General features: G+C 64.0%; 24 protein-coding genes. 8 read left to right on the top strand and 16 right to left on the bottom strand.

Annotation, left to right across the window (positions count from 1 at the left end; all coding sequences use genetic code 11):
• Window positions 1-140: 140 nt before the first annotated feature.
• A complete protein-coding gene (locus tag BRAD285_RS14305) occupies window positions 141-854 on the bottom strand; it encodes an outer membrane protein (RefSeq protein WP_006611116.1) in 714 nt (237 codons plus the stop codon).
• Window positions 855-1122: 268 nt separating this feature from the next.
• Here BRAD285_RS14305 and BRAD285_RS14300 point away from each other — a divergent pair, with 268 nt between their 5' ends.
• Window positions 1123-1458, top strand: coding sequence for a DUF3551 domain-containing protein (locus BRAD285_RS14300; RefSeq protein ID WP_006611117.1), 336 nt, complete (start codon window positions 1123-1125; stop codon window positions 1456-1458).
• A 107-nt stretch (window positions 1459-1565) separates the two neighbouring features.
• On the opposite strand, the gene BRAD285_RS14295 is transcribed toward BRAD285_RS14300, so the two are convergent.
• Together BRAD285_RS14295 and BRAD285_RS14290 are read right to left on the bottom strand one after the other, a co-directional pair.
• Window positions 1566-2345 (bottom strand): outer membrane protein, encoded by a 780-nt coding sequence (locus BRAD285_RS14295; protein WP_006611118.1) that lies wholly within the window; start codon window positions 2343-2345, stop codon window positions 1566-1568.
• A gap of 472 nt (window positions 2346-2817) precedes the next feature.
• Complete coding sequence (locus BRAD285_RS14290; protein WP_006611119.1) at window positions 2818-3588, bottom strand: helix-turn-helix transcriptional regulator; 771 nt, start codon at window positions 3586-3588, stop codon at window positions 2818-2820.
• 124 nt (window positions 3589-3712) lie between these two features.
• On the opposite strand from BRAD285_RS14290, the gene BRAD285_RS14285 reads away from it, so the two are divergent.
• Window positions 3713-4792 carry a zinc-binding alcohol dehydrogenase family protein gene (locus tag BRAD285_RS14285; protein ID WP_035645749.1) on the top strand — a complete coding sequence of 360 codons (1080 nt, stop codon included), beginning with the start codon at window positions 3713-3715 and terminating at the stop codon, window positions 4790-4792.
• A gap of 12 nt (window positions 4793-4804) precedes the next feature.
• Here BRAD285_RS14285 and BRAD285_RS14280 read toward each other — a convergent pair whose 3' ends face one another.
• The 10 genes from BRAD285_RS14280 to BRAD285_RS14235 all read right to left on the bottom strand — a co-directional run bounded on the left by BRAD285_RS14280 (window position 4805) and on the right by BRAD285_RS14235 (window position 15778).
• On the bottom strand, window positions 4805-5506 hold the full coding sequence (locus BRAD285_RS14280; RefSeq protein WP_006611121.1) for an ABC transporter ATP-binding protein: 702 nt from the start codon (window positions 5504-5506) through the stop codon (window positions 4805-4807).
• 7 nt (window positions 5507-5513) lie between these two features.
• Window positions 5514-6794, bottom strand: a complete 1281-nt coding sequence (locus BRAD285_RS14275; protein ID WP_006611122.1) for a lipoprotein-releasing ABC transporter permease subunit — start codon at window positions 6792-6794, stop codon at window positions 5514-5516.
• A gap of 97 nt (window positions 6795-6891) precedes the next feature.
• Entirely contained in the window at window positions 6892-8223 is a 1332-nt protein-coding gene (gene proS, locus BRAD285_RS14270) for a proline--tRNA ligase (protein ID WP_006611123.1), read from the bottom strand.
• A gap of 208 nt (window positions 8224-8431) precedes the next feature.
• Complete coding sequence (locus BRAD285_RS14265) at window positions 8432-8932, bottom strand: TlpA disulfide reductase family protein (RefSeq protein WP_035645753.1); 501 nt, start codon at window positions 8930-8932, stop codon at window positions 8432-8434.
• Window positions 8929-10155, bottom strand: coding sequence for a sialidase family protein (locus BRAD285_RS14260; protein WP_035645762.1), 1227 nt, complete (start codon window positions 10153-10155; stop codon window positions 8929-8931). The genes BRAD285_RS14265 and BRAD285_RS14260 overlap by 4 nt, the downstream gene beginning before the upstream one ends.
• A gap of 8 nt (window positions 10156-10163) precedes the next feature.
• Window positions 10164-12566 carry a TonB-dependent receptor gene (locus tag BRAD285_RS14255; protein WP_035645764.1) on the bottom strand — a complete coding sequence of 801 codons (2403 nt, stop codon included), beginning with the start codon at window positions 12564-12566 and terminating at the stop codon, window positions 10164-10166.
• 97 nt (window positions 12567-12663) lie between these two features.
• The gene (locus tag BRAD285_RS14250) at window positions 12664-13107 is read right to left on the bottom strand and encodes a DUF2946 family protein (RefSeq protein ID WP_006611127.1); all 444 of its coding nucleotides are present in this window, start codon (window positions 13105-13107) and stop codon (window positions 12664-12666) included.
• 107 nt (window positions 13108-13214) lie between these two features.
• Window positions 13215-13721, bottom strand: coding sequence for a copper chaperone PCu(A)C (locus BRAD285_RS14245; protein ID WP_006611128.1), 507 nt, complete (start codon window positions 13719-13721; stop codon window positions 13215-13217).
• A 130-nt stretch (window positions 13722-13851) separates the two neighbouring features.
• On the bottom strand, window positions 13852-14322 hold the full coding sequence (locus BRAD285_RS14240; protein WP_244422152.1) for a DUF2946 family protein: 471 nt from the start codon (window positions 14320-14322) through the stop codon (window positions 13852-13854).
• A gap of 430 nt (window positions 14323-14752) precedes the next feature.
• Window positions 14753-15778: a metallophosphoesterase gene (locus BRAD285_RS14235; RefSeq protein ID WP_244422154.1), complete on the bottom strand. Its 1026-nt coding sequence runs from the start codon at window positions 15776-15778 to the stop codon at window positions 14753-14755.
• 37 nt (window positions 15779-15815) lie between these two features.
• On the opposite strand from BRAD285_RS14235, the gene BRAD285_RS14230 reads away from it, so the two are divergent.
• Genes BRAD285_RS14230 through BRAD285_RS14220 form a run of 3 tightly spaced genes read left to right on the top strand, consistent with a single transcriptional unit; the run spans window position 15816 to window position 19415 of the window.
• Window positions 15816-16850, top strand: a complete 1035-nt coding sequence (locus tag BRAD285_RS14230; protein WP_006611131.1) for a sugar ABC transporter substrate-binding protein — start codon at window positions 15816-15818, stop codon at window positions 16848-16850.
• Between the two features lie 11 nt (window positions 16851-16861).
• On the top strand, window positions 16862-18367 hold the full coding sequence (locus BRAD285_RS14225; RefSeq protein ID WP_006611132.1) for a sugar ABC transporter ATP-binding protein: 1506 nt from the start codon (window positions 16862-16864) through the stop codon (window positions 18365-18367).
• A gap of 10 nt (window positions 18368-18377) precedes the next feature.
• A complete protein-coding gene (locus BRAD285_RS14220; RefSeq protein WP_006611133.1) occupies window positions 18378-19415 on the top strand; it encodes an ABC transporter permease in 1038 nt (345 codons plus the stop codon).
• Between the two features lie 108 nt (window positions 19416-19523).
• On the opposite strand, the gene BRAD285_RS14215 is transcribed toward BRAD285_RS14220, so the two are convergent.
• Window positions 19524-21326, bottom strand: a complete 1803-nt coding sequence (locus tag BRAD285_RS14215) for a hypothetical protein (RefSeq protein ID WP_035645767.1) — start codon at window positions 21324-21326, stop codon at window positions 19524-19526.
• A gap of 563 nt (window positions 21327-21889) precedes the next feature.
• Entirely contained in the window at window positions 21890-22147 is a 258-nt protein-coding gene (locus tag BRAD285_RS14205; RefSeq protein ID WP_157681682.1) for a hypothetical protein, read from the bottom strand.
• Window positions 22148-22411: 264 nt separating this feature from the next.
• Between BRAD285_RS14205 and BRAD285_RS14200 the strand changes: the two genes are divergently transcribed.
• The 3 genes from BRAD285_RS14200 to BRAD285_RS14190 all read left to right on the top strand — a co-directional run bounded on the left by BRAD285_RS14200 (window position 22412) and on the right by BRAD285_RS14190 (window position 24868).
• The gene (locus BRAD285_RS14200; RefSeq protein ID WP_157681650.1) at window positions 22412-22801 is read left to right on the top strand and encodes a transposase; all 390 of its coding nucleotides are present in this window, start codon (window positions 22412-22414) and stop codon (window positions 22799-22801) included.
• Entirely contained in the window at window positions 22798-23145 is a 348-nt protein-coding gene (gene tnpB, locus BRAD285_RS14195) for an IS66 family insertion sequence element accessory protein TnpB (RefSeq protein WP_006613318.1), read from the top strand. Before BRAD285_RS14200 ends, tnpB begins: the two co-directional genes overlap by 4 nt.
• 70 nt (window positions 23146-23215) lie before the next feature.
• Window positions 23216-24868 carry an IS66 family transposase gene (locus BRAD285_RS14190; protein WP_157681655.1) on the top strand — a complete coding sequence of 551 codons (1653 nt, stop codon included), beginning with the start codon at window positions 23216-23218 and terminating at the stop codon, window positions 24866-24868.
• Window positions 24869-24995: 127 nt separating this feature from the next.
• Here BRAD285_RS14190 and BRAD285_RS35395 read toward each other — a convergent pair whose 3' ends face one another.
• Window positions 24996-26822, bottom strand: a complete 1827-nt coding sequence (locus BRAD285_RS35395) for a spermidine synthase (protein ID WP_157681681.1) — start codon at window positions 26820-26822, stop codon at window positions 24996-24998.
• Window positions 26823-26902 lie beyond the last annotated feature (80 nt).

Raw genomic sequence — 26902 nt, 5'->3', positions numbered from 1 at the left:
TCGTTCTCAGGTCAAGCACGCTGCCAGGCACATCGCCGCTCCGCTGCGGCACGTGGTTAATCCGGCGGTTGGCGCCACGAAAAAAGCCCCGGCGCAAATCACGCCGGGGCCTTTGATCGATCGATGGATACGGCTGAGAATCAGTACCGCGTCGCCACCGGGCCGCCGAAGCGATAGTTCAGGCGGGCGGTGAACAGATCGGCGTCCTGCTTGATGCTGTCGGAGCCGAGCGCACCGAAGCTGACGGTCTGACGGTCCATGAACAGATGGTTGTACTCGACACCCATCGACCAGTTCGGAGCAAAGCCGTATTCGAGGCCGGCACCGACCACGCCGCCCCAGCGGGTGCTGTCGTTGGAGGCGAGGAACGCACCGGTGGCCGCGTTGCTGATCGAGTAGGTGTTGCTGGTGATCGCCGCACCGCCCTTCGCGTAGAGCAGCACGTTGTTCCAGGCGTAGCCGACCTGGCCGGTGAACAGACCGAACGCGTCGGTCTTGGTGCGGTTACGCGTAGCGAACAGTGCGCTCACATTGTCGCCGGAGAGATCGGCCCAGTTGCCCTGCGCTTCCACGCCGAACACCAGCTGACCCATCTGCCAGCGATAGCCGACCTGGCCACCGACCGTGCCGCCCGACGCATCATGCGAGCCTTCGCGACCGCCGCCCACCAGATCCCAGGTGTTGTGAGTCCAACCGCCGCCGCCGTTCACACCGATGTAGAAGCCGCTCCAGTCATAGATCGCAGCCATCATCGGCGCTGGCGCCTTCGTGTAGGGACGCGCAGCGAGATCCGCGGCAAGCGCCGGCGAGGCCAGCACCACGATCGCCGTCGTCATCAACACAAGTTTCTTCATCACAGGTCCAGTCTCGTCTCATTTGGCCCCCAGGCCAGCCGCACCTCTTAACGATATCGGCCACAATTGCTGTAGCCTTGAGGTCACAGGTGACGTCTGAACGCGCGTTGGACATGTCTGGAAATTAATCTGTAATCACAGTGTGTTGATGGAACTTTCCGATTTGCAATCTGAGGCCGACCGACTACACACAACGCAGACATTCGCGCATCACTTCGCCATGCCGCGCGCGAATTCTGTCCTCACCGAAGGAAGGGAGAGATCGTTGATGCGTGACGTGTTCTTTGCGGCCCTGGCTGCAGCCGGCCTCGTGGTCGCAACCCATGCCCCGGCGCACGCCGTCGGCATCCGGCATGCGTTCTGTCTGCAGGGTGATCAGCACCCGGGATTGAGCAACTGCACCTTCGACAGCTATGCGCAGTGCCAGGCGACGGCGTCGGGACGCCTGCTGACCTGCATCGCCAATCCCTATTTCGCTGGCGTCAGCAACGATCCGCGGGCGACGCCCTATCCCTATCCGCACCGGCAGCGGATCAAGCCGCGCCCGCCGGCGCCTAATCCCTACGCGCCCTTCCCCAACCCGTTCGTCTTCGAGGAAGACTGAGCGGCGTCCGGTCGGCGCGCGTCGCCGACGATCTTAGAGCGCGCATTCAGCATTCGCCGAGGCCACAAGCCTCGGCGAACTGTTTTCAGCAACCCGCAGCGCTGGCGTCAGTGCATCATGCCCATGCCGAAGCCCGGGCCGAACTTGTAGTTCAGCCTCACGAGCCCGATGTCGATGTCCTGCTTGATGCGATGGGTCATTGCGGGCTGTCCCGCAGCGGCGACGAAGTTCAGGTTCTTGTTGCCGAGGAAGATGTGGTCGTATTCGACGCCGACCGACCAGTTCGGCGCGAAGCCATATTCGAGACCCGCGCCGATCGTGGCGCCCCAACGCGTGGTGTTGGCGCGGTCGAGCATCACGTTGGTGCCGGTGGTGAAGGTGTCGTAGCGATCGCCGACGACGGCAGCGCCGCCCTTCACATAGCCCAGGATGTTGTCGAAGGCGTAGCCGACCTGGCCGGTGAACAGGCCGAAGCCATTGGTGCGCGACCGGTCGCTGACATTGGGCAGGATCAGGTTGCGATTCGTGCCCTTGAAGTTGGCCCAGTCGCCCTGCGCTTCGACACCGAACACCCAGTTCGCCATCTGATAGCGATAGCCGATCTGACCACCGACCGCGGCGCCGCCACCGCCCGAACAGCCTTCGCGGTTCAGAGCGGGGTTGACCGCCACGCCGGCGTTCGAGACCAGGTTCCAGCAGTCCCGGCTGGAGCCGCCGCCCGCGTTGAAGCCGGCATAGAACCCGCCCCAATCATACACCGTCGCCATGACCGCAGGCGGAGCCTTGGTGTAGGGACCCTTCTTCATCGGAAGATCAGCCGCGAAAGCAGACGTTGCCACGGCGACCGCGCCGAGCCCCACCGTTGCGCCGAAAAGCGTCTTCATCATCGAACTCCGTAGCTTCTGTCCCAAGGTCCCCAAACCCTTCTGGTTCCGTCCAAAACGCATGCAGCGCGACGAAGCGCCGATGCATTCCGCACTCGCTCCGCCGACATCGCTGATGTGCCAGATTAGAACTGTTCTTTTCGGCTTTTTGGGGATTGGCCGCAAACGCCTGTTTTCACAGGCTTTGGCCGCTATATGAACAAACAACTAATAAGATGTGTGGAGGAGTCGTGACCAATGTCCCTGGCTCGCCACAATACGAAGCGACGCCGAAATCGTGACGCCCACATCGCTCGTCACGGAACAGACTTCAGCGCGTCTCAGTCGTGAACTCTTCGAGGCAGCGCGACTGATATTGCGAATGCTTGGCATCATCATGCGCAAAGCCGACGAATGTATGGTGCAGATTCAATTCAACCCGCGATGCGTGGACAAGGTCCACGATCGCGCCCTCCGACACGGAAGAAGCAGGCACTCACGCGTAGTAGATCGCAAGCTTCAGCGCAGGGTCGTCGTTGGCCTGAAAGGTCGCGTACCGCAATCTCACTCGCCCCTTCTTCGGATGGTCGAGCAGCTTCTCGCCTGCAGACAGAGGATTGATGTCGTGAGCTGCCCACAACTCATTGAACTCGCGACTGCCATGGCGCAGCCGCGCGAGCAGATCCACGAAAGCGGGATCACCGGCCCAAAGATCATAGGTCGCGCGAAACTGCGCGACCATGCGTCGTGCCAACTCCTTCCACTGTGTGCCGAACAGCCGGCGGACGCCGGGCGTGCACAGCATGAGCAGCAGCGTGTTACGATCCTCGTCGGCGAGTTGTGAGAAGCCGAAGATCTCGTCGGCCTGGTCATTCCAGGCCAGCACGTCCCATCGTTGCCCTGAGATGTAGGCCGGCTGGTTCAGGCTTTGCACGAGTTCGCGAAGTCCGGCCGGCACTGTCTCGCGCACGAACGGCTTGCGCGCGGGTCCGCGCACCAGCGCCTTGAGATGAGCATGCTCCGTTCGGCTGAGCCGCAGCGCGCGCGCCAGCGCGTCGACCGTCGATGACGACGGCTTCACCGCACGGCCCTGCTCGAGCCGGATGTACCAGTCGACGCCGATGCCGGCGAGTTCGGCCACTTCCTCGCGGCGCAGCCCCGCCGTGCGACGCCGCCGGCCAGCCGCGAGCCCAACCGCTTGCGGCGTCAGCTTCTCGCGCCGTGAGCGCAGGAAGTTTCCGAGCGCTTCATGTCTAGGATCGCTCATGATTCAGTCCTGCCGAGTGAGGGGTTCCAGGCTGGGCCTCGCCAATCCCAGGATAATACCAGGCCTTCCTACGCGCAGCATAGCCCGGCAACCTCAAGCCGCTACTCGTTGAAGGAGAACGACCATGAAGGCTGCCGTGCTGAAACGTTTTGGATCGCCATTGGAGATCGAGCAGGTCGAGGACCCCGTGCTCGGCACCGGCGAGGTCATCGTCGACATCGTCGCGGCCGGCGTGCTGTCCTATGCGAACGAGGTGTTCAGCGGCGAGCGGAAGTACCTGCTGGAGCTTCCGGTCATTCCAGGAACGAGCGGTGTCGGCAGGGTGAGCGCGCTCGGCCCCGATGCGACGCATCTTGCCATCGGCGACTGGGTGTTCTGCGATCCGACCGTGCGCTCACGGGATAATGCGCTTGCCCCCGATATCACGCTGCAAGGCCTGAGCGCGCGCGGACCAGGTGGGCTCAAGCTTCAGCAGTATTTTCGGCACGGCTCGTTCGCGCAGCGGATGCGGATGCCGACGGAGAACGCCAAGCCGATCGGCGTGATCGATCCTGATGACGCCGCGCGGTGGTGCGCGCTCGGCACCCTGCTCGTGCCCTATGGCGGCTTTCTGGCGGCCCAGCTGCAGCCGGGTGAGACCGTGCTGGTCAGCGGCGCCACCGGCCGGTTCGGCAGCGCGGCGGTCGCGGTGGCGCTCGCGATGGGCGCCGCTGCGGTGGTGGCGCCCGGCCGCAACGAGGTCATGCTGGCCGAGCTCCAGCGCAGGTTCGGCGGCCGCGTCCATCCGGTCAGGCTCTCCGGAAATCACAGGGACGACACCGAGCGCATGAAGCGCGCAGCGCCTGGCCCGATCGACTGCGTGCTCGACATCATGCCGCCCTCCGTGACGACGGATGTCGTCAGGTCCGCGGTGATGACCGTGCGTCCCTATGGGCGCGTGGTGCTGATGGGCGGCGTCGGCATGCTCGGCGGCCCAGGGCTCGATCTGCCCTATCCCTGGATCATGCGCGACTGCATCACCATTCACGGCGTCTGGATGTGCCCGCCGACCGCGACGGTGAAGATGGTCGGACTGATCAGGGGCGGATTGCTCGACCTCGCTCAGTTCGAGCCGACCTGTTTCGATCTCGACAACGCCAACGAGGCCGTGACCCATGCCGCCGCGAACAATCAGCCGTTCAAGATGACGGTGATCAGGCCCTGAGCGCAGCCGGCCTCAATCCAGCTCGACCACCTTGCCCCCGACGATGGAGACGCGGCGGTCCATGCGGCCGGCCAGCTCCATGTTGTGGGTCGCGATCAGCATCGCAACCCGCGTCGCCTTCACGAGCTGCATCAAGGCGTGGAACACGTGGTCCGCAGTGCCGGGATCGAGATTGCCAGTGGGCTCGTCCGCGAGCAGCGCGCGCGGCGCATTGGCGACCGCGCGCGCGATCGCGACGCGCTGCTGCTCGCCGCCGGAGAGCTCGGCCGGACGGTGCTTGATGCGCTCGCCCAGGCCCAGATAGGCCAGGATCTCGGTCGCCCGCTTCACCGTCTCCGAGCGCTTCAGCCCGCGGATCATCTGCGGCAGCATCACATTCTCCAGCGCCGTGAACTCCGGCAGCAGGCGGTGCGACTGGTAGACGAAGCCGATGTCGGTGCGGCGCATCTGGGTACGCTCGATGTCGGTCAGTTGCGAGGTCGGCGTCCCCCCGACATAGACCTCGCCCTCGTCGGGGCTCTCCAGCAGACCCGCAATGTGCAGCAATGTCGACTTGCCCGAGCCCGACGGCGCCACCAGCGCCACCGATTGCCCCGCCCACAGCGCGAGCTTGGCGCCGTCCAGAATGGTCAGCTGCTGCTCGCCCTGCATATACCGCCGCTTGATCTCGTGGAGATAAACGACCGGTACATCCTCTGCCCCCTGCTCTTCCATCAGCGTCTCACTCGTAGCGAAGCGCTTCGACCGGGTCTAATCGGGCGGCGCGCCAGGAGGGATAGAGCGTGGCCAGGAAAGACAGGGTCAGGGCCATGATGACCACCGCCGTCGTCTCGCCGGCGTCGATCTCGGCCGGCAGTTTCGACAGGAAGTAGAGCGTGGGATCGAACAGCTCGGTGTTCGTCAGCCAGGACAGGAACAGCCGGATGGTCTCGATGTTCATGCAGATCAGGAGGCCGACGATGAACCCGGTCAGCGTGCCGACCACGCCGATCGAGGCGCCGGTGATGAGGAAGATGCGCATGATCGCGCCCTGCGACGCACCCATCGTCCGGAGCACGGCGATGTCCTGGCCCTTGTCCTTGACCAGCATGATCAGGCCCGAGACGATATTCAGCGCGGCGACCAGCACGATCAGCGTGAGGATCAGGAACATCACGTTGCGCTCGACCTGGAGCGCGTTGAAGAAGGTCGAGTTGCGCTGGCGCCAGTCGACGAGAAAGATGGGCCGGCCGGCCGCCTCGGTCACCGTCTTGCGAAACTGCTCGACCTTGTCCGGGTTGCTGGTGAAGATCTCGATCGCGGTGACGTCGTTGTTGCGGTTGAAATAGGCCTGCGCTTCTGCAAGCGGCATGAACACGAAGCTAGAATCATATTCGGACATGCCGATCTCGAACACCGCCGCGACCTTGTAGGGCTTGATGCGCGGCGTCGTCCCCATCGGCGTCACCGCGCCCTTGGGAGCGACCAGCGTAATGCTGTCGCCGGCGTGCAAGGAGAGCTGATCAGCCAGGCGCCGGCCGATCGCCACGCCCTGCCCCTCGTCAAACCCCTCGAGCGTGCCCTGCTTGATGTTCTTGGCAATCGAGGTCAGGTTCACGAGGTCCTGCGAGCGGATGCCGCGGATGAACACGCCGGAGGCATTGAACGGCGACGAGCCCAGGCCTTGGCCGTCGACCACGGGAGCCGCCAAGCGGATGCCCTGGACCTGCGAGATGCGCTCGGAAACGTCCTTCCAGTCGGTCAACGGCGATTCCAGGGGCTGGACCAGCAAGTGGCCGTTGAGGCCGAGGATCTTGTCGAGCAGCTCCTTGCGGAAGCCGTTCATGACGGCCATCACGATGATCAGGGTCGCAACGCCGAGCATGATGCCGAGAAACGAGAACCCGGCGATCACCGAGATGAACCCTTCGCGGCGCCGCGCGCGCAGATAACGTCCCGAGAGCATCCACTCGAAGGGGGCGAAGGGCGCGGTCTGCACGGGTTCGGTCATGGCTTCATCCATTGCGCGATCATCCCATGATTCGGGCCGATTGTGGCCGGATTGGCCAGAAGGGAACGGGCTGCCCCGGTGGATAATCCGATGATCGAACGAACCCCGCTCAGCCAGCCACGGGTCCGCCGAGCCGCGCCACAACGTCAGCCGGCGACATCATCTGCCGCGCACCGTCACTGCGGGTCTTCACCTCGACCTTGCCCTCGGCCAGGCTCTTGGGGCCAACCATGATCTGCCAGGGAATGCCGATGAGGTCGGCCGTGGCGAACTTCCCGCCGGCGCGCTGCTCGGTGTCGTCGTAGAGCACGTCGACGCCCTTGGCCAGGAGATCGCGATAGAGCTGCTCGCAGGCGGCATCGGTGTCGGAACCGCCCTGCTTCAGATTCAGGATCACGGCGCGGAACGGCGCCACCTCCTCCGGCCATTTGATGCCGGCGTCATCGTGGCAGGCCTCGATGATCGCGCCCGCGAGACGCGACACGCCGACGCCGTAGGAGCCGCCGTGAATGGTCACCTCGGCGCCGTCGGGACCGGCCACCAGCGCCTTCATCGGCTCCGAGTACTTGGTGCCGAAATAGAAGATCTGGCCGACCTCGATGCCGCGGGTGTGGACGCGCCGCTCCGCCGGCACCTCGGCCTCGAAGCGGGCGCCGTCATGGACGTCCTCGGTCGCCGCGTAGAGCGAGGTCCATTCCTTGATGATCGGCGTCAGGTCGCCGTCGTAATCGACGGTCGCCGGCGGGATCGGCAGGTCGAGCACGTTGCGGTCGCAATAGACGCCAGACTCGCCGGTCTCGGCGAGCACGATGAACTCGTGGCTGAGATCGCCGCCGATCGGGCCGGTCTCGGCGCGCATCGGAATGCCCTTCAGGCCCATTCGCGCGAACGTGCGCAGATAAGCGACGAACATCTTGTTATAGGCGCGCCGCGCGCCGGCCTCGTCGAGATCGAACGAATAGGCGTCCTTCATCAGGAATTCGCGGCCGCGCATCACGCCGAAGCGCGGACGCTGCTCGTCGCGGAATTTCCATTGAATATGATAGAGATTGAGCGGGAGGTTACGGTAGGACTTCACATAGGCGCGGAAGATTTCCGTGATCATTTCCTCGTTGGTCGGCCCGTACAGCAGCTCACGCTTGTGGCGGTCGCTGATGCGCAGCATCTCCGGCCCGTAGGCGTCGTAGCGGCCGCTCTCGCGCCAGAGGTCGGCGAGTTGCAGGGTGGGCATCAGCAGCTCGAGCGCGCCGGCGCGGTTCTGCTCCTCGCGCACGATCTGCTCGATCTTCTTCAGGACCTTGAAGCCAAGGGGCAGCCAGGCATAGATGCCGGCCGCCTCCTGCCGCAGCATGCCGGCGCGCAGCATCAACCGGTGCGAGACGATCTCGGCTTCCTTCGGGTTTTCTTTCAAGATCGGCAGGAAAAACCGCGACAGACGCATGGGTTAGGCCTTCAAGATTCGGTTCGGGCTGGCGCAGTCAAACCGGATCGGGCGGCAAAACACAAGACTGGGTTTGAGAAAAAGCGGCTAAGCCACCGTATTCCCGACTATTTTACTGGTTGAGCTGAGGCGGTGGTTGAGCCCCGCCGCCATCTCCTTGCCGTCATCGAAGCCGGACGAGCGGGGCCCCATCCACGTCCTCGCGGCCCTATTGCTGACGCCTCTGCTTGGCGGACCATTGATCGAGATCACTGATCTCGGCGCTGCCCTCGATGGTCTCGATCGCACCGTCCGGGGTCACGAGCATGGTGCGAGGAATGTCGCCCTGCCAGGACGGATCGATCTCGAACCGCAGGCGCTCGACGAAGCCATCGTTGAAAATGAAGTTCTCGGCAGCGGCGAGCCCGGCCTTGTCGAGCATCGCCTGGGTTGCGGTGGTCAGGTTGGGCACGAGGTCGGCGCTCACGGTGACCACATCGATCCCGGGATGATCCGCCATGAACTTGCCGAGTTGCGGCAGCTCGATCTTGCAGGGCCCGCAGGTAACACCCCAGAAATGGATCAGGGTCGGCCGTCCCGCATGGGCGCGCAGCAGCTCGTGCCAGGTGCCGCGCTCGAACGGCTTCAATGGCTGCGGCGCTGCCGTGCCGGAGGCGGTCAGCGCGAGAAGACCGCAGAGGGCAATGGCAACCAAGATTTCGCGTTTCATGACTCGTCTCCGATCGCCTGCAACCGATAGCCGTCCGCCTTGGTCATCCACGACAGGAACACCTGCCGGCCGTTGGCGACCAGCAGCGGATGGTCCGATGCGTTGTCGGTGCTGGCGATGGCGCGCGGCTTCGACCAGGTTGCGCCGTCATCCTTGGACTGGATGGCCATGACGGTGGTCCGCTCGCCATCGAACTCCTTCCAGACCAGGGTCGTGACATCCTGCGTCGCCAGCACGAAGGGTCGCGTCGGATTGCGATCGGCCTGGCCGAGGGCCATGGGCTCGGAGAACGTCCGTCCGCCGTCGCGCGACTGCGCATAGAACAGTCCCTTGCGCGCCTTGCCGCCGGTGAACCAGGTCACATGGTAGGTGCCGGTGGGCGCCACGGTCAGGCTCGGCCCCTGATGCGGACAGGCCTTGATCTGCCAATCGTCGGTGCTGACCCGATAGACCTCGCCCGGCGTCGTGAGATCGCTGAACGTGACCACTGCATGGTCGCGGACGCTGCCCTCATAGATGTTGCGGAACACGACGACCGGGCGTCCCGGGCCTACGAAGGCAAGGCCGAGCCGGCAACATTCGCAGGTGTTGTCCTGGGCCAACTTCGCCTCCGCGTAAGTCGCGCCGCCGTCGCGTGACGAGGCGAAGAACAGCCCCGCCCCCTCATAGCTCCGCCCCTCGGCCTTCGCCGGCGCGCGGTTGCGCTTGTCGAGCCAGGCAACGAACACCGTGCCGTCCTGGTCGAACGCCATCGCCTCGAAGCGCTGGCTCTCATTGCTGGCCGTGATCGGACGAACCGGCGCGAAGCTCTGGCCGCCATCGCTGGAGCGCGTCGTGAGCACCTGGCCGTTGAAGGCCTGATCGCGGAAGATCGAGAACGCCACCGCAACCGTCCCCTTGCCGTCGACCACCAGCTTCGGCCGGGCATCGGGTCCCCAGTCCAGATTGAGCTGCTGCTCGGTCACCGGCACGGGCGTTGAGTAGGTCTTGCCGCCGTCCGTCGAGCTCGCGACGGACAGGCGCCCTCCGGCCATCCAGGCCAGCCAGAGCTTGCCATCGGCCGCGAAGAACGGCGTCACCTTGGTCGCGCATCTGAGCTCGGTGCCTTCGCAGGCGGCGTCGGAGCCGTGCTGATGCGCCATCTGCGCCTGAGCGGTGAGTGGACAGAGCAACGCGATGGCAAGCCCAGCCAGTCCGTTTCGAAGCCGCGATGTCCTTGTCATGTCGATCCTCATCGGAATGCCACCTTCATGCCCGCCATGAAGGCGCGTGGTGAGCCGGCGTAGATCGTCCCGGTGGTCGCCAAGCCCTGCACGCCGGCCCCCGTCACCGTGTTCTGCAGATTGTTCGCCGACGCGATGTAGGTGCGGTCGAATACGTTGCGGACCTCGAAGAACACGTTCAGCGACTTGAACGTCTCCGAAGCCAACTCGGTCTTGTAGTGAACGTTCAAATTGACCAGCTCGTAGCCGGGCGCCTTCTGCAGGTTCGCATTGTCCATATAGAAAGAATCCTTCCATTGGACTTCGACGAAGCCCCCGAGCCCGGCCAATCTCCCGCTGTCGTGATCGTAGCCCAGCCGAGCGGTCAGCTCGTTCGGCGAGATGCCGGGGATCTTGTTGCCGGCACGGTTGAAGCTGAACAGCTTCGAGCTGCCCACGAGGTTCTCGGTATATTCGGTGTAGACCTGGTCCAGATAGGTGTAGGCGGCGGTGAACCGCCAGCCCGGCAGGAACCTCCAGTCGGCGGCCAGCTCGACGCCCTTGTGCTCCGAACGCGGCGCGTTGAAGGTGTAGGATGAATTGAGCGGCCCCGTGACGGCCTGGGTGACGATCTCGTTGCGAAAGAACTCGTAGAAGCCCGTCGCGCTCACGGTCACCGCCCGGTTCGGCGTCCAGTCGACACCAATGTCGTAGCCGAGATTGGTCTGGGACTGCAGCTGGGTGTTGTTGCCGAAGGCGCCGGTCGGCAGAACGAACAGGTTGGAGGCCTGCGGCGTGCCATAGCCGGTCGCGACGCGGGCGCGCAGCAGCCAGTCGCTGTTCACCTTGTAGAGCAGCGCCAGCTCGGGGGCGAGATTGTCGAACTGCCGGTCCGCGGTGGTGAGCGACGTGGTCGTGGTGCCGGCAAGTCCCGTATAGGTGTAGGCCGTATTCACGCCGCGGAGGTGGGTGCGCTCCCAGCCCAGTCCGGCCACCGCGGTCAGCGCCGCTGTCAGCTTGAGCTCCTCACGCGCCCGCAGGCCATAATTGGTCGTCTCGCTCCAGGTGTTCCCGGACAGACGCCCGAGCGCCGCATTGCCGCCGGGCACGACGAAGCGCGTGTCCCCCGAGGCGGTCAGCGTATTGTAGAAGGCGCCAAAGAACGCCGTGGATTCCAGGCCGAAAATCTCACCACGCTTGGTGATGTCGCTCATGTAGTTGTAGGACGGATAGTCGCCGATCGCGCTGGTCGATCCCGTCGGCTGGCTGATGTTGCGATCATCGAACACGAACTGGTTGCGCCAGGTCGTGGTGTTGTCGAAATCATGCTCCCAGCGGCCGCCGACGATGGTGCGGCGGTCGTTGCGGCCGAGCCCGGCCTGCAGCGCGGTCTCCTGGTCGACGCCACCGAGCGTATTGAAGCCGTTCGTGTTGAGCCCGACGGTCTGGCAGCCGGCCGCAAGCGGCTTCCCGGTGGTGCAGCCCTGCTGATACGGATTCTGATAGTAGTTGCTCAGCGTGTATCGGACCGGCAACCGTGTCGAAAGCTCGTTGTTGATGATCTTGACCGTGAAGCGATCATCGGGCGTCGCCTTCAACGTTCCAAGGAAATTGACGGTCTGGGTGTTGAACCAGCTGTTGCCGAGATAGCCGTCGCCGCGGACGTCGCTGGTGAACAGCGAGCCTTCGAAATTGCCGACCTTCTTGCCGTAGGCGAGATAGTTGCTGAGATAGCCGAAGCTGCCGCCTTCGCTGCCGATCTCCGCGCCATCGATGCTGCCGCCCGGACGCGTGCGGAAGTTGATCGCGCCGCCGGTGGCGTAGTTGCCATACAGAGCCGAGGACGGCCCGCGGATCACGTCGACTGCGCCATAGGCATGCGGATCGATCAGGTCGCTGCGCGACAATCCGTCCGGCTGCGTCACCGGAAAGCCGTCCTCGAACAGCGCGATGTTGCGGATGCCGAAACCGTTGCGGGCGTTGGAGCCGCGGATCGAGATGCCGAGATCGCGCGGGCCGTTGCCCTGCTTGAGCGACACGCCGGGACTTTCACGCAGGATGTCGCCCACCGTGAATGCGGGCCGGTCGTCGTAGCGGCTGCGGTCGATGGTGGTCGCGGTCTGGCCGGCCGGCGCCTGGCTGAGCTGATCGCGCGCGGCGGCTGCGCCGTCGGCCCGACCGGACGCGCCGCTGCCCTGGCCGGATGCGGCGGCAACGGATCCGCCGGCCGGCTTCGGCGCACGGCTCGTGGCGCGAGCAGCCTGCGGCGCGGCCGGCTTGCGGGTGGTTCTCTGGGCCGCCGCGCGCGGCGCATCGACGGTGACTGACGGCAATTCCTGCTCAGGTTGCGCGTGCGCGATCGTGACCGACTGCACCAGCACCAGCTGCATGGCGATCACGCTTGCGCCCCCGAGGGCGTGACGACGAAACATGTTGAACTTCCCCATTGCCGGCTCCCAGGGCCGGTCTTGCTGATCACAAAATCATCGGCGCAAACGTTGCTTGCTGCGCCGATGAGGACGTCTGTCATCAGGAGAGGAAGGGAGGCCCGCGCGGCTGGGCTTGAGAGATGGCAAGGAGATGGAGGAGGACGAACTCGCGTCCGGCCCATGCGACCCGCGCCGATTCGCGCGGCGGTCCCGCATGCGTGGGAACAGTTGGAGCATCGAGCGCGCCAGCGGCGTGGAGCACGCAGCACATGACGCAGTCGAGGCCACAATCGCTGCGGTCGCCGCCTCGGTCGGACGGCGGCGCATCCGCTTCGGCGTGACAGATCACGGCCTCGCCGAGGAGATCGACAGTTGCGATGGTCGCAGCCGTCATCGCCGACGCCGCCACCGGCGCCAGCACCTGTATCATCAGGGCCAGCAGCGCGAGCGGCAGAATGCGCGCGATCCAGCGGCGCCGGGCGATGCCGTGAGCACGGCACGCTCCCTTGCGCACTTTAGCTGCCATCGCGCGACGAGCAGTCATAGGACGCTTCCGGCCGCGCCGGATCGCAGGCTGGCGAACGAGCCTGTGAAACGACGCGAATGGCAGACCCGTTGGTCCATCGAAGGCCCCTGCTCCAGACCGATGCGCTACATCTTATGATCGTGCTTCATCATGCTGCCGCCCTCGCCGCCCGGCCCCTTCGCGCCCACGGCCTGCACGTCGAGCGTCACCGCCACCTTGCCGGCCTTCTCGAACTCGAGCGTGAGCGGCAGCTTGTCGCCCTGCTTCAGCGGGCTCTTCAGGTCCATCATCATCAGATGATAGCCGCCCGGCGCGAGCGCGACGGTCTTGCCGGGTTCGATGACCAGGCCCTTGTCGAGCGGCCGCATCGTCATGACGCCATTGGTCACGGCCATCTCATGGACCTCGACCTTGCCGGCAACGTCAGCGGACGCGGCGACCAGGCGATCCGGCGCGGCGCCCTTGTTCTCGATCGTCAGATAGCCGGCGCCGGTCTTGGCGCCGCCGGGCGTGGCGCGGCTCCACGGCTGCGCGATGACGAGGTCGCCCGCCTTAATGTCAGCGGCGAAAACGCCGGATGCCGTGGGCAGCAGAAGAGCGAGTGCAAGCAGAGAGCGTCCGAAGAACGTCATGTTCATCATCCTTGTTCGATGGTCGTCATAATGCGCCGGCTCCAGCCGTGGCGCGCGTCTGCCGACCGCTAAGGCCAAGCAGACAGGTCTGTATGTCTTGAAGACGATAGCCGCGGAAGCGGACAGCGGATCACAGCGACGGCGGGGCCCTGGCCTGCGCGTGGGAACCGGCACGCGTGGGTGAAGCTGCGGTCGCCGGGACGTGCCAGATCACGTCGAGCTCGGCACGTTGAGCAACGTCGACGACGGCCCGATTCGGACCATGCAGCGCTGCAGGCTGAGCCGCGCAGCAGAGCGCACAGGCCTCGTGACCGGGCTTGCCCCGGGACTCGTCGGCAGGCTGGGAACCCGGTTGGCTGTGGCAGATCTCGAAGCCGCGCAGCGGATCGGATGCGGCGGCCGCAGCCGCCCAGGCGAGCCCGATCGGCGCCAGGATCTGCACCATCAGTGCGATCAGCATGACCGGAAGAAACGCTTGCAGCCGCTGCCGCATGAAGGCTCGCCAAATGAACTGATCTGTTGTGCCCGAGCGCTCGTCCCGAGTCGAGGTCATCAGGAGCACAGTGCGCACATTTGGCCGGCGATCGTTGATGAAGAACAACGCCGACAGCAATTGTGGGAAGCGCAGAGCGGCTCGCGCTTGAGGTATCTCAGCACCAAAGGCGGGAAAAAGCGAAAATAAAACCCGCCAATTGCAAGCACTTATCGATCATTTCATGAAGTGCGCGAAATTTGAACAATCGTTGCCGAAAAGGATGACAAACGCAAAAAGATCGTCTACGAATTTGGGCCTCAGGCTATCGCTTGCGGAAGTCTGGTGGTCCAAGTCTCGGGAGGAGCCCTGGCGCGCAAAAGCAGCGTCACCCCGCTTAACAAGATCAAATCTGAACTTGCGGGATATCAAAGGGTCGACACAATTTCCGAGCAGGGCCCGCTGCCCTGCTCTATCTTTTTTTGAGCGGGCATACCCTCACCAGATCACCGTATGCGCATCCGCATGAACGCTGCCTGAACGCGGTCATCTGACCTCTTCAAGTTGCCTCCAGGGCCGTGAATGTCGGCAACGGCGCACGCCAGCGCGATTTCGTCTTCCGCCACGGCAGCGTGACCGACACCGGTTCTCGGCCCAGCACCGTCCAGCGCAGTTCGTTGTCCTCGACCTCCAGCACGCCGAACGATTCGGCCGGCTCGCCAGAGATGAAGGTCTCGGTCAACGATTGCAGCGTGATGTGCGGTGTGCCGTCCACCGTGGTCAACGTATTCCAATGCACATGACCGGCCAGCGCGACGATCGGACACGGCGCGTCGGCAATGACCTTCCTGATTCCCGCGACCTCGGCATAGGCCGCATGGCCGGGATTGGCTTCGAAATAGTAGTTGCCGGTCTGCGCATGGCCAGACAGCGGAACATCGCTGACGAGCAAGGTCGGCCGCTCGTCCTGTCCGAGCAACTGCTCGAGCCCGTCGAGATCGCCGTCCGAAAGATGCAGGCCGCGCGTCCGGGCGAGCCGGACATCGGGCTGCCAGAACACGCATCTGACCTCACCCGCCATAAGCGCGCGTGACCCGCTCGGCAGATCAAAGATCGCTTCATTGTCGGCCAGGGTGAGACACGCGACGTCGTGATTGCCGCTGACGTGATGGTGCTTGGCCGTGAGCGCGGCGAAACACATCGCGACGTCGCTCTGAAGCAGGCGGTCGCGTTCGGGATCCTCATCGGAAATCCGGTCGCCGAGGTCGATCACCGCATCGACGCTTCCGTCGTTGATCTCTGCGACAAATCGCTCCAGCAGCGGCAGTGCCATCGAGCCGCGCTTCGTCTGCGTGTCGTGCCCGTGATGGATGTCGCCGACCACGGCAATGCGCGTCGTTGCCAAAACCGCGTCTCCAACAAATGCATGGCGCGAGAAGATGCCACGCGCCCGGTAGCATGCGCGCATCACAGTTTTCTGACAGCGCGCGTGCGGCGCAAAAGTCGCGCGGTGCAGCGCACAACATCCGGCTGTAGCGAGATCAATTCGGTTGTGAAACAGTGCAGCTCTTGGCGGCGCGATCAATGACGACGCCAGACAACAATGGGACAGGGAGCACGGCATGTCCGGCACTGACGAAACGTCCAACAAGATCATCAAGAACCGGCGCGATATTCTCCAGGCGGCCACCGCCGCGGGCTCTGCGGCGGCACTGCTCGCCGGCTTCGGCATCAATCCGGCGCTCGCCGCGGAGATGGGCCGCTCCGAAAAGCCGCTGAAGGCGGCCTTCTCCAACGCAGGTCTGCAGGCGACATGGTGCGCCCAGGGCAAGCAGGCCGCCGAATGGTGGGGCAAGCTGCTCAACGTCGAGGTCACCTGGTTCGATGGCCAGCTCGATGCGGTGAAGCAGCGCGCCGCGATCGACAACATGGCCTCGCAGAAGTGGGACTTCGTCGCGATCCAGGCCTTCGGCATCGGCACCCTGACGCAGCCGGTGCAGAAGATGATCGACGCCGGCATCCCCGTCATCGATATGGACACGCTGATCGCGCCGCTCGATCAGATCAACGTCCACTCTTTCCTGGCCCCCGACAACGAGTTCATGGGCGCCTCGGTCACGCAGGCGCTTGCGACGGCCATGGGCGGCAAGGGCAAGATCATCATGACCCAGGGCGCGCTCGGCCACACCGGTGCGCAGGGCCGCGCCAAGGGCTTCAACTCGGTGATCAAGCAGTTCCCGAACATCGAGGTGCTCGACACGCAGCCGGCCGACTGGGACGTGTCGAAGGCGGCGCGCCTGTGGGAGACCTATCTCACGAAATATCCGCAGATCGACGCGGCGTTCTTCCACAATGACGACATGGCGCTCGCCGCCTACAACATCATGAAGGCGCGCAACCGCACCAACATCCTGATCGGCGGCGTCGACGCCATGCCGCCGGCGATCCAGGCCGTCTCCGATGGCCGCATGTTCGCGACCGTCCGCAATCCGTCCTGCCGCATCCATGGCGGCGCGATCGTGGCCGGCGTTGCTGCTGTCACCGCCGGCGAGAAGAGCGGCCAGGGAATCCCGAAGCAGGTCATCACCGACGGCCCCGTCGTGACCAAGGCCAATGCGCCGGGCATGCAATGGATGGAGGATCATTTCCTGATCTGAAGTCTCTTCCCATGCTGGACAGCCGCCCACCCCTTCTGCAGTTGCAGGACATCACCAAGTCGTTCGGCGGCGTCACCGCCTTGCGCGGCGTCGATTTCACGCTTCGCCCCGGCGAGATCCATGGTCTCGTCGGGGAGAACGGCGCCGGCAAGAGCACGCTGATGAAGATCATCGCCGGCGTGCACACCGGATTCTCCGGCCGCTTCCTGCTTGACGGCCGCGAGGTGCATTTCAACTCGGCGCGAGACGCTCGCGCCGCCGGCATCGCCATGGTGCATCAGGAGCTCAGCGTCGCGCCTGATCTCACGGTGGCCGAGAACGTCTTTCTCGGCAATCAGCCGACCAACGCGCTCGGTCTCGTGCAGTGGCGCCGCATGGCGCGCGAGGCCGCCGAGCAGCTCAAGCGGCTCGGCATCGACGCCGATCCGATGAGCCGGCTCGGCGATCTGCCGATCGGCGTGCAGCAGCTGATCGAGATCGCACGTGTGCTGTTCTCCGGCGCGCGCATCATCATCCTGGACGAGCCGACCTCGGCGCTGTCGCCGCCTGAGGTCGAGCGGCTGTTCGCCGCCTTGCGCAAGCTGCGCGAGCAAGGCACCGGGATCATCTTCATCTCGCATTTCATCGAGGATATCCTGCTGATCTCCGACGAGGTCACCGTGTTCCGCAACGGCCGCAAGATCATGGAGACGCGGGCGGCCGACACCAGCAAGGCGGCGCTGATCGAGGCCATGATCGGCAAGGGCCGCGACGCTCTGGAGGACAGCTACACCCACGACATCACCCTGCCCGCGCCTCCCGTCGACAAGCCGATCGTAGTCGAAGCCGACTGCCTGTCACTGGCGCGCAATCTCAAGCAGGTCTCGTTCTCAGTCCACGCCGGCGAGGTGCTCGGCGTCTACGGCTTCATGGGCTGCGGCCAGCTCGAGCTGGCGCGCATCCTGTTCGGCAAGCTCGCACCGGACGCCGGCGAACTACGCGTGTCCGGCGAGCGCAATCGCTTCAAGAGCACGGCCGATGCGCGCCGCGCCGGCATCGCCTTCGTGCCCGAGAGCCGGCGCGACATGCTGTTCCTGCAGGAGCCGGTCTACAAGAACGTGTCGATCAGCATCCTCGATCGCATCGATGCGCTGCTTCTCAAGCCCGCGCGCGAACGTGCACTGGCGCAGCGCCAGGTCGAGCAGTTGCAGATCCGCCCAGCCGATGTCGAGATCGAGCTCGGCCTGCTCTCCGGCGGCAACCAGCAGAAGGTAGCGCTGGCGAAATGGCTCAGCCATCCGCCACGGCTGCTGGTGCTGTGCGAGCCGACCCGCGGCATGGATGTCGGCGCCAAGAGCGACGTCATCCAGATCGTGCGCCAGTTGCGTGACCAGGGCATCGCCGTGATCGTGCTCTCGACCGAGCCGGAAACCGTGCTGTCATTGGCCGACCGCGTCATCGTGCTCAAGCGCGGCGAGGTCGTGCGCGAATTCGCCGGCGAAACCATCAGCAAAGACCGTCTGCTCGAGGCGGCGTAAGGAGACTTCCATGGCGCATGGCGACACCGTTCCGATGCCGGAGGCGCAGGCGCGCCGCACTGGCGGCATCGCCTCGCTGCTGCGGTCGCAGATGCGCAACATCGCGCCGTTCCTGACCTTGATCTTCCTCACGGCGTTTTTCGCGATCGCCTCGCCGTCCTTCGCCACGATCGACAACGTCGGAAACATCCTCACCCAAGTCTCTGTGACCGGCATCATTGCCGTTGGGCTCACGTTCGTAATCCTCTGCGCCGAGATCGACCTGTCGATCGCCGCCATCGCCAACGTCACAGGCATTGCGGTCGCCTACTTCACGCTACAGGAGTCCTACGTCAACATCGCCAACGTGCCGATGCCGGGCTTTGCCGCGATCCTGCTGGCGCTGGCGCTGTGCGCGCTGCTCGGCGTGGTCAACGCCTTCGGCCTGACCGTGATCGGCATCCCCTCCTTCATCATGACCTTGGCGATGATGCAGATCGCCGCCGGCATCTCGGCGATGCTGGTGCGCGGCCAGATCGCCTACAAGGTGCCGCCTATCATCACGACGCTCGGCTCCGGCTCGATCGCCGGCATCCCCTGGATCGTGATCGTCGCCGCGCTGATGCTGCTGCTTGGCCACCTCGTGCTGACCTACACGCGGTTCGGCCGCTACGTCTACATGGTTGGTGGCAACCGCGAGGCGGCCGAGTATTCCGGCCTGAACGTCAAGCTCATCCTCGGCAGCGTCATGGTGATCTCGGCCGTGTGCTCGGGCATCGGCGGCATGCTGGGCGTGGCGCATTTCGGCAGCGCGCAGCAGAACGAGTTCGACACCTATCTGCTCGACTCGATCGCCGCCGTCGTGGTCGGCGGCACCAGCCTGTTCGGCGGCCGCGGCGGCATCGGCAACACCATCGTCGGCCTGTTCGTGCTCGGCGTGCTCAACAACGGCCTCGACCACGTCAACATCGACAGCTTCCTGAAGATCCTGATCCGCGGCCTCATCCTGCTCGCGGCACTGGTGATCAACGTCTACGCGCAGAGGCTGCGCGCAAAGGCGGCGGACTGACGCGCCATCGAACCGGGCCGGGTCGATTCAGGACCCGGCCGGGCACCTCTCTGCGAGTTCAGCGGGATGTGCCCGGACGCGAGCGGCCGCATGCGCCCGGATGCGGCGTCACTCGCGCACGCGCCACACCGAGATCTTGGACCCGGACCCAAGCTCGATCGGCTCCAGGAAGTCGGGCGCGTCGCCCTGAACCAATTTTGCTTCCAGTCCCTCCGGAGCGCGGTCGATGATGTCGCGGTTTGGAGCTGTCCGGCAGATCACGACATAGTCGACATGTTGCTCCCGGAGCATCTGATGGGCGGTGGGACCGGATGCAAGCATGAGCCTGAGCATGGCGAGGTTGCCGTCGTTGTTGCGATGATACGGCCCCGCAAAGACGCTATGGTCGGTGTCGACCAGGATGGCCGGACCGAGATCGACCAGCGCCATGACGCGCCCCCTCGGAAGCTGCTTCATGGGAGCAGCGTCCGACACACTCCGACAACTCGACGCCTCCGAGGTGAACGAGACAGGGGACGGCGCGACGAACCGGTCGATCACGGGCTTGGCTGAGTTCCCGAGAATGCCGAACATCGCTGGTGAGACAACGAACGCCAGCAGCACGAGGTTGCTGCCGACAGCGAGCGACCGCCAGACGACGGCCGCGGCCGCAGCAAAGATCGGTGCCGCGACCATCGCCGCCGCCGCCGCGCCGCGCATCTCCCAGGCGCTGACCGCGATCAGGGACGCGAGCATCACAACGGCGAGCACCCAACGAAATCGCTCGTTCGGCTTCGAATGGACAAGCGCGACCACAGCGAGAACCCACGCAATCGCCGGAAGGGCGTAGAACCCGGGAACATCCTCCGGCCCGATCCGGAGCATCGTCCTGAGCGAGACCGTCTCCTGCACCCTCTCCAGCCATAACGACGTGACGAGCGGATCGAGCGTCGCGTAGGGCGCCGCCAGCGCCTCGGGGAATAACGCGATGAAGGCTCCGATCAGGGCAACGGCCATTCCGATCGCGACGACGATACGCAGCCCAAGACCGGAGCGGTAGCGATCAATTCCGACCATGAGCAGCAAGCCGGCGCCCCCGCCGACGGTCAAAACCAGGAGTGGTCCCCCGAGCGCGTCCACCACCGGCAAAGCCAGCGCTCCCGGAGGAAGCAGAACGAGCGCGAGTCCCAAGGACGATGCGGCGAGCGCCAACCCGAACGCTGACACCTGACGTGCGACGGGCGCGCCACGCCAGATGAAGAGCCCGGCCACAGCAATTCCCGTCGCCGCGATCGCGGGCAACATCTCGACACCAATGGCCAGCGAGACTGACGCCGCAAATCCCGCAGCCGCAGCCTTGGCCGCGCTGCGTTCAATCTGCACGGCGAACAGAAGCATCGCCAGCACCAGGACGATCTGCGCATTATGATGATCGATGGCGCCAGGGCGAAAATGAACGAGGGCTGGGGTCGCCAGCAGGGCCAGAACGGCTGCCGCGATCCTAGGCACGACAGCCCCATTAGTCATCTGCCGCGCAATGGCTGCAGCCAGGGCAACAGCGATGGCAAGAAGGAGGAGTGGCCAGACATACAGCGTCACCACCTCGGCGGCGGACGCTCCGATCAGAGGCTTGAGCAGCAATATGGATGCGGCGAGCGGGAGATCCACCAGCCGCGACCAATGCATCAGGATGCCGGACGAGCCCAGCCGATACTGGTGGAGATCAGACCAGGCCTGACCGTTCATCCAATCACGAACTTCGACCAGCCGCATGAGATCATCGGTCGACATCGCGTCGAAGACGCCGGTCTTGATCGAAAGAATTCCGGCCGAGAGCACGAGCGTCAATCCCAGCACCGCCATCAAGACGACGGCACTTTCCTTTCGCCGCTCTCTGGGGAAGAGACTTGAAGCTGAAACGAGGTCTGACATGGCCTGCACTCAAAGATCAAGGCGAACGGGAATGACGGCCAAGCTCAGCCGGACGATCAACGACACGCCCGCCGGATGGTGTCTGCTTCGGGACGACAGCTCCGCGAGATCGCCTGGCCGGTCAACTCGCACGTCCTCATTGGAGCCCTGCAAGCACCGCCCTGCCCTCACGCGGATCAATGATGGCCGGAGGGGGCAAGCAGCAATGCGCGCGGCGGCGACCGGCCGGCCGTTCGAGGATGGGCGTAAGCGAGATCTCGCCTCGTCACTTTCCATGACCCGCAAGCTGCCGTCGTCCCTGCCGGAGCCAGCGGTGCGCCGGACCCGGCTATCCCTCACGCCCGACCACGAGGAAGCCATCCCCTCAAGGAAACGACCGCTCCAAGCCTTCATCGCATGTGGCCCGGCCCGAATCCCGATCCGAAACACACTCTGCTTGCAAAGCTACGAACAAACGCCTAACGCAATATGAACGGGGAGCCCGACGCCGCGATACGCGCCAAGGCGACTTCGCTGACCAGTGGTTACAAACCTGTCGTCACTCTGGCTGTCGTGGGCACCGGTCACTCCAGCGCAAAATAGTAGCGCCATTCGGTGCCCATGTTGTCGTCCGTCACAGCAGCCTTTCCGGCCGTCTGCTGCAGCAACGTCGGACAATGCTCGATCGATGAACTCTCAGGGCCATAATTATCCATCAGTTCCTTCAGCTTCGAGGTCTCCTCCGCCTTTGAAGCATTGAACAGAGGCTCTCCGTCGATGGAGTAATTCTGAAGGACACTTCGCCAACGCTCATAGTTGAACGCGATGGGAGCCTGGGACACGACCATATGATTGGTAAAGCGCGCGCCGTATCGGAAGGCTAGACATGCCGTTCTCTGCACCCGCCTCGAATCCGTTGTATTGAAAAAGAGAACTCCGTGCGGATTGAGATGTTGCTTGGCCAGATCCAGAAACTCGGTCGAGAGCAGGTTCGTGGCATTGGCTCGAAAATGCGTATCGCTCCGGCGTAGGCCGCCTTGTTCGGCGTCACCGGCCGCCTAAGGATATGGCCTTAAGTCCAGCCTTGAGGTCATGCGGCGATGCAGATGGAAGTTTTGGGCGCCGAACGGCGGCGTCGATGGAGTTATGAGGATAAGGTTCGTCTGATCGAGGAGACGATGCAGTCCGGGCAGACCGTCTGCGGAGTTGCCCGGCGGCATGGGGTGGCTCAGAGCCTGCTGTTCACCTGGCGCCGGCAGGCGCGGCAGGGCCGGCTGGGTGCCGAGGCTGTGCCGGCTATCGTTCCTGTCGCCATCGTGTCGTCGCAGGCTGACGACTTGACGAGGGTGCCATCACCACCGTCGCCATCGCGTGCCGCACCGAGCATGCGGGCCGGAACGATCGAGATCGAACTGGACGACTGCTGCGTGCGCGTCGACCGCGACGTGGACACCGAGGCACTTCGGCGCATTCTCGACCTTTTGAGGCGGCGATGATTCCGATCCCGAGCGACGTCAAGGTCTGGATTGCGACCGGCCACACGGACATGCGCCGTGGTATGCAGAGCCTGGCCCTGATGGTCCAGGAGATTTTGAAGCGAGATCCCCACGCCGGCGATCTCTACATCTTCCGCGGCCGTCGCGGGGATCTGGTCAAGATCCTGTGGCATGACGGAATCGGCTTGTCGCTCTACGCCAAGCGCCTCGACCGAGGAAAGTTCATCTGGCCCTCGGTGTCCAATGGCGCGGTGTCGATCTCGGCCGCGCAGATGGCCTACATGCTTGAGGCGATCGATTGGAGGAATCCGCAGCTGACATGGCGGCCACAGAGCGCAGGCTGAGCAGAGATAGTTGCGGCTTTCCGGTATTTAGGGAGTTCCAACCGGCCTGATCTGTGATTCACTGCGTCGCATGAACGCCGATTGCGATGCTGGACCGGATGACGTCGTCGCCCTGAAACAGGCGCTGGCGGCCGAGCGCGCGAAGGGATTGGAGGTCGCTGCCGAGCTTGCGGCTGCCCGAGCCAAGGCATCGGAAGACGAAGCCCTGATCGCGTCCCAGAAGCTGCAGATCGCCAAGCTGAGGCATCAGATCTACGGGCAGCGGTCGGAGCGTTCATCACGCCTGCTCGAACAACTGGCGCTGACGTTCGAAGAGCAGGAAGCTGGCGCCACCGAGGACGAGCTTGCGGCGGAACGCGCCGCGGCGAAGACCAGCACGGTCCGCGCCTTCACGCGCAAGCGCACCGAGCGACAAACCTTCCCCGAACATCTGCCCCGCGAGCGGGTGGTGATCGAGCCGCCGACGGCTTGCGAATGCTGCGGCAGCAATCGCCTGCGCAAGCTCGGCGAGGACGTGACGCGGACGCTGGAGGTGGTGCCGCGCCAATGGAAGGTGATCGAGACGGTGCGGGAGAAGTTCTCCTGCCGGGACTGCGAGAAGATCAGCCAGGTGCCGGCGCCGTTCCATGCCGTGGCGCGAGGATGGGCCGGGCCGAGCCTGCTGGCGATGATCATGTTCGAGAAGTTCGGTCAGCATCAGCCCTTGAACCGCCAGGCCGAGCGCTATGCGCTGGAGGGCGTGCCGATAGCGCTCTCGACCATGGCGGATGCCGTGGGGTCGGTCTGTGCGTCGCTGGACCCGCTGCTGCGCCTGGTTGAAGCGCATGTCATGACGGCCGAGCGCCTTCATGCCGACGATACGACCGTGCCGGTGCTGGCCAAGGGAAAGACTGACACGGGGCGGTGCTGGATCTATGTCCGGGACGACCGGCCGTTCGGTGGTGCGGACCCGCCGGCAGCGATGTTCTACTACTCGCGCGATCGCAAGGGCGAGCATCCGCAGGCGCATCTGGCGCGGTATGCCGGCATCCTGCAGGCCGACGCCTATGACGGCTATAACCAGCTCTATCTGGCTGGACGCGGCCCTGGACCGATCCGCGAGGCGTCGTGCTGGGCGCATGCGCGGCGCCCGTTCTTTGCCATGGCCGATCTGGAGGAGAATGCGCGCCGCAAGGCTGCGGGCAAGAAGGAGATCCCGCTTTCTCCGATCGCAATCGAGGTCGTGCGCCGGATCGATGCGTTGTTCGAGATCGAGCGTTCCATCAATGGCAAAAGCGCGCAGGAGCGTCTCGAAGCACGGCAGACGCTCAGTCGGCCTTTGACCGAAGACCTGCGGCTCTACATGCAAGAGCAACTCGCCAAGCTCGCCCGGGGGCACGACCTTGCCAAGGCATTCAATTACGTGCTGAAGCGATGGCCGAGCTTCACGCTGTTCCTCGATGACGGTCGTGTGTGCCTCTCCAACAATGCCGCCGAGCGCGGTCTGCGAGGCATCGCCCTAGGTCGAAAATCCTGGCTCTTCTGCGGGTCTGATCGCGGCGGCCGGCGCGCAGCTGCGATGTACAGCCTGATCGTCACCGCCAAAATGAACGGGATCGATCCGCAAGCCTGGCTGACCGATGTCATTGACCGGATTGCCGCTCACCCGTCCCAACGGCTCGACGAACTGCTGCCCTGGAACTGGACGCCTCAGGCCGCAGCGCTCTCCACCCGAGCAGCATGACCACGCACGTCAACAAAGTTCACCACGTCACCACCATCGCCAAGGTTGCCAAGGACCTCGGCGAAGATGAGGAATGGTTGCACGACGTCGCCAGCGAATTGGACATCGAGGATGGCGTCATCTGGGTCTACGGCGGATGCTTACGAAAATGCCACGTCGTGTTCGAGACGATCGCATCGAAGCGTCTCTCCGGGTTGCGATCCATCCAACGGCGCCCATCGTCCTGGATGATCCTGACCTTCGGGTTGTGCAGAAGTGACTTCACTTCAGCCCGCTGAGCAATCAGCTCGACATAGCCCTTATTGATTTCGACGATGGTCAGCGACTCCACGGCCGGATTGTTGGCGATGACCTGAGCCCATGATCCCGACGACAGTCCGACCATGAGGACATCTCGCGGCATCGGATGAAACAAGCTCAAAGCGTAGGGCCTGACGATTCCATTCCAATCCATCTTGAGATCTGTATTGAAACGTCCGTCGTACATCCCCGTGCCGAACACCGTCCCGTCGGCATCGACAGTAATGATCCCGCTCCGGTTTTGAACGACTGCGGCGAACGCGTGGTCCGAGATCTTCTTTGTCTGAAGATTTTCAAGAACTCGATCCGCAAGAAGCGGAAGGAGAGCAAGGCCGAACGCCAGCGTCAGAACGGCCAAGCCCCCGTAACGCAAACGCGTTGATGGCGCCAGATCGACGGCGAAGGCCAATATCAGCGTACACAGACAACCCAGCAACAACAGCAGTGCAGAGATCTGCGTCAGCCCCAGAAGATCCGTCAGGATGAATCCGGTCAGCACCGAACCCGTGGCGCAGCCGATGATATTTGAGCAATACAGAAGTGCAGCCCGCATTCCGACCGCACCATCCGCCGAAAAGCCGAGATGCGCGAAATAGGGCAGCAAGGCTCCCCATTGCCGGGCGATAACGTAGACCATCACAATGGCGACGCCAGTCACGCCCGCGCCGATCCAGCTGGCTTGAGTGATCAAGGGCAGAAACAACGCTCCGAAAACGTTTGCCCAGATCAAGTCCAGCACAGCCCTGGACCTGACTTCGACAGAATGAAGCTTGTCGCAGTTATCAGCAGCTTTCTTGGCACCTGCGGCGATTCCGGCGAGAAATGCACAAAGCGTGAGGGCAAATGCAACGGATGTCGAACCCGACGCAAAGGAAACGACCCGGAACAGGAAGATCTCGTAAGATAACGAGACGAAGCCGCCAAGAGCCGCCAGCGCCGAGGCTAGGAGCAAGCCCAACACGGGCACGCTGACGACCCGGTCAGCAGAGCTGGGCACGGACTCGGCAACTGATGCCGCGCGTTTGCCACGAGCCATGATTGCGCCGAGGCCAACCGCCGCATTGATCGCGGCGGCGACCCACACGGCAGCGTGCATACCCAAAAATGGGAAGAGCACGGCGGCGCATATCAGGCAGGCGAGGCTCGCACCGAGTGTATTGACGTAATACAGCGTGCCGACTGTGCTGCCGACATTGCCAGAGGTCCTGGCCAAATACGAAACCAGGATCGGGAGCGTCGCTCCCATGAGAAGGGTTGGTATCAGAACCAGCAGGAGATTGACTGCTGCAACGGCCGGCAAGGACCAGTTCAGGACAAGATGCCCGACCACTTCAAACAAGGACAGGGACCCCACCCCGAAGATGGCGGTCGAAAGCTCGATCACTCCCAGGACGAGCAAGGCGTCGACTGCTCGTCGTCGCGTGAGCCATCCACCGAAGAGACTGCCGAGTCCCAAGCCCAGCATGAACGCGGTGACGACGATCGTCACCGACTCCGTGTTGACGCCAAAAATGCGAAACAGGCTGCGTTGCCATGTGAGTTGATAGATGAGAGCCGGAATGCCCGACAAAAAGAACAACGCGTGGAGAAGACGGAGTCGTGTCGCTGGGCTGGATGACCGCAGGGCGGCGGATGTCAGCGCAAGGGAATTCATATGACGTGCATCTCCATCTCCGGCCTGTTGCCGGAGCGGCAGCCTACGCAAAAACTCTCAATCAAACATTGATGGATCGG

It is taken from the genome of Bradyrhizobium sp. ORS 285 (assembly GCF_900176205.1).
Classification (GTDB): domain Bacteria; phylum Pseudomonadota; class Alphaproteobacteria; order Rhizobiales; family Xanthobacteraceae; genus Bradyrhizobium.
The sequence above is the reverse complement of the archived record's forward strand: the minus strand, read 5'-3'. Positions and strand labels throughout refer to the sequence as shown.

What these genes read in the sequence shown, in the direction of transcription:
- BRAD285_RS14190 (WP_157681655.1), top strand. Translation starts at nt 23,216, where the DNA reads ATGAACGCCGATTGCGATGCTGGACCGGATGACGTCGTCGCCCTGAAA.
- BRAD285_RS14300 (WP_006611117.1), top strand. Translation starts at nt 1,123, where the DNA reads ATGCGTGACGTGTTCTTTGCGGCCCTGGCTGCAGCCGGCCTCGTGGTC.
- BRAD285_RS14215 (WP_035645767.1), bottom strand. Translation starts at nt 21,326, where the DNA reads ATGTCAGACCTCGTTTCAGCTTCAAGTCTCTTCCCCAGAGAGCGGCGA.
- BRAD285_RS14245 (WP_006611128.1), bottom strand. Translation starts at nt 13,721, where the DNA reads ATGACGTTCTTCGGACGCTCTCTGCTTGCACTCGCTCTTCTGCTGCCC.
- BRAD285_RS14260 (WP_035645762.1), bottom strand. Translation starts at nt 10,155, where the DNA reads ATGACAAGGACATCGCGGCTTCGAAACGGACTGGCTGGGCTTGCCATC.
- BRAD285_RS14220 (WP_006611133.1), top strand. Translation starts at nt 18,378, where the DNA reads ATGGCGCATGGCGACACCGTTCCGATGCCGGAGGCGCAGGCGCGCCGC.
- BRAD285_RS14290 (WP_006611119.1), bottom strand. Translation starts at nt 3,588, where the DNA reads ATGAGCGATCCTAGACATGAAGCGCTCGGAAACTTCCTGCGCTCACGG.
- BRAD285_RS14275 (WP_006611122.1), bottom strand. Translation starts at nt 6,794, where the DNA reads ATGGATGAAGCCATGACCGAACCCGTGCAGACCGCGCCCTTCGCCCCC.
- BRAD285_RS14295 (WP_006611118.1), bottom strand. Translation starts at nt 2,345, where the DNA reads ATGATGAAGACGCTTTTCGGCGCAACGGTGGGGCTCGGCGCGGTCGCC.
- BRAD285_RS14230 (WP_006611131.1), top strand. Translation starts at nt 15,816, where the DNA reads ATGTCCGGCACTGACGAAACGTCCAACAAGATCATCAAGAACCGGCGC.
- BRAD285_RS14305 (WP_006611116.1), bottom strand. Translation starts at nt 854, where the DNA reads ATGAAGAAACTTGTGTTGATGACGACGGCGATCGTGGTGCTGGCCTCG.
- BRAD285_RS14285 (WP_035645749.1), top strand. Translation starts at nt 3,713, where the DNA reads ATGAAGGCTGCCGTGCTGAAACGTTTTGGATCGCCATTGGAGATCGAG.
- tnpB (WP_006613318.1), top strand. Translation starts at nt 22,798, where the DNA reads ATGATTCCGATCCCGAGCGACGTCAAGGTCTGGATTGCGACCGGCCAC.
- BRAD285_RS14280 (WP_006611121.1), bottom strand. Translation starts at nt 5,506, where the DNA reads ATGGAAGAGCAGGGGGCAGAGGATGTACCGGTCGTTTATCTCCACGAG.
- BRAD285_RS14225 (WP_006611132.1), top strand. Translation starts at nt 16,862, where the DNA reads ATGCTGGACAGCCGCCCACCCCTTCTGCAGTTGCAGGACATCACCAAG.
- proS (WP_006611123.1), bottom strand. Translation starts at nt 8,223, where the DNA reads ATGCGTCTGTCGCGGTTTTTCCTGCCGATCTTGAAAGAAAACCCGAAG.
- BRAD285_RS14265 (WP_035645753.1), bottom strand. Translation starts at nt 8,932, where the DNA reads ATGAAACGCGAAATCTTGGTTGCCATTGCCCTCTGCGGTCTTCTCGCG.
- BRAD285_RS14200 (WP_157681650.1), top strand. Translation starts at nt 22,412, where the DNA reads ATGGAAGTTTTGGGCGCCGAACGGCGGCGTCGATGGAGTTATGAGGAT.
- BRAD285_RS35395 (WP_157681681.1), bottom strand. Translation starts at nt 26,822, where the DNA reads ATGAATTCCCTTGCGCTGACATCCGCCGCCCTGCGGTCATCCAGCCCA.
- BRAD285_RS14255 (WP_035645764.1), bottom strand. Translation starts at nt 12,566, where the DNA reads ATGTTTCGTCGTCACGCCCTCGGGGGCGCAAGCGTGATCGCCATGCAG.
- BRAD285_RS14250 (WP_006611127.1), bottom strand. Translation starts at nt 13,107, where the DNA reads ATGACTGCTCGTCGCGCGATGGCAGCTAAAGTGCGCAAGGGAGCGTGC.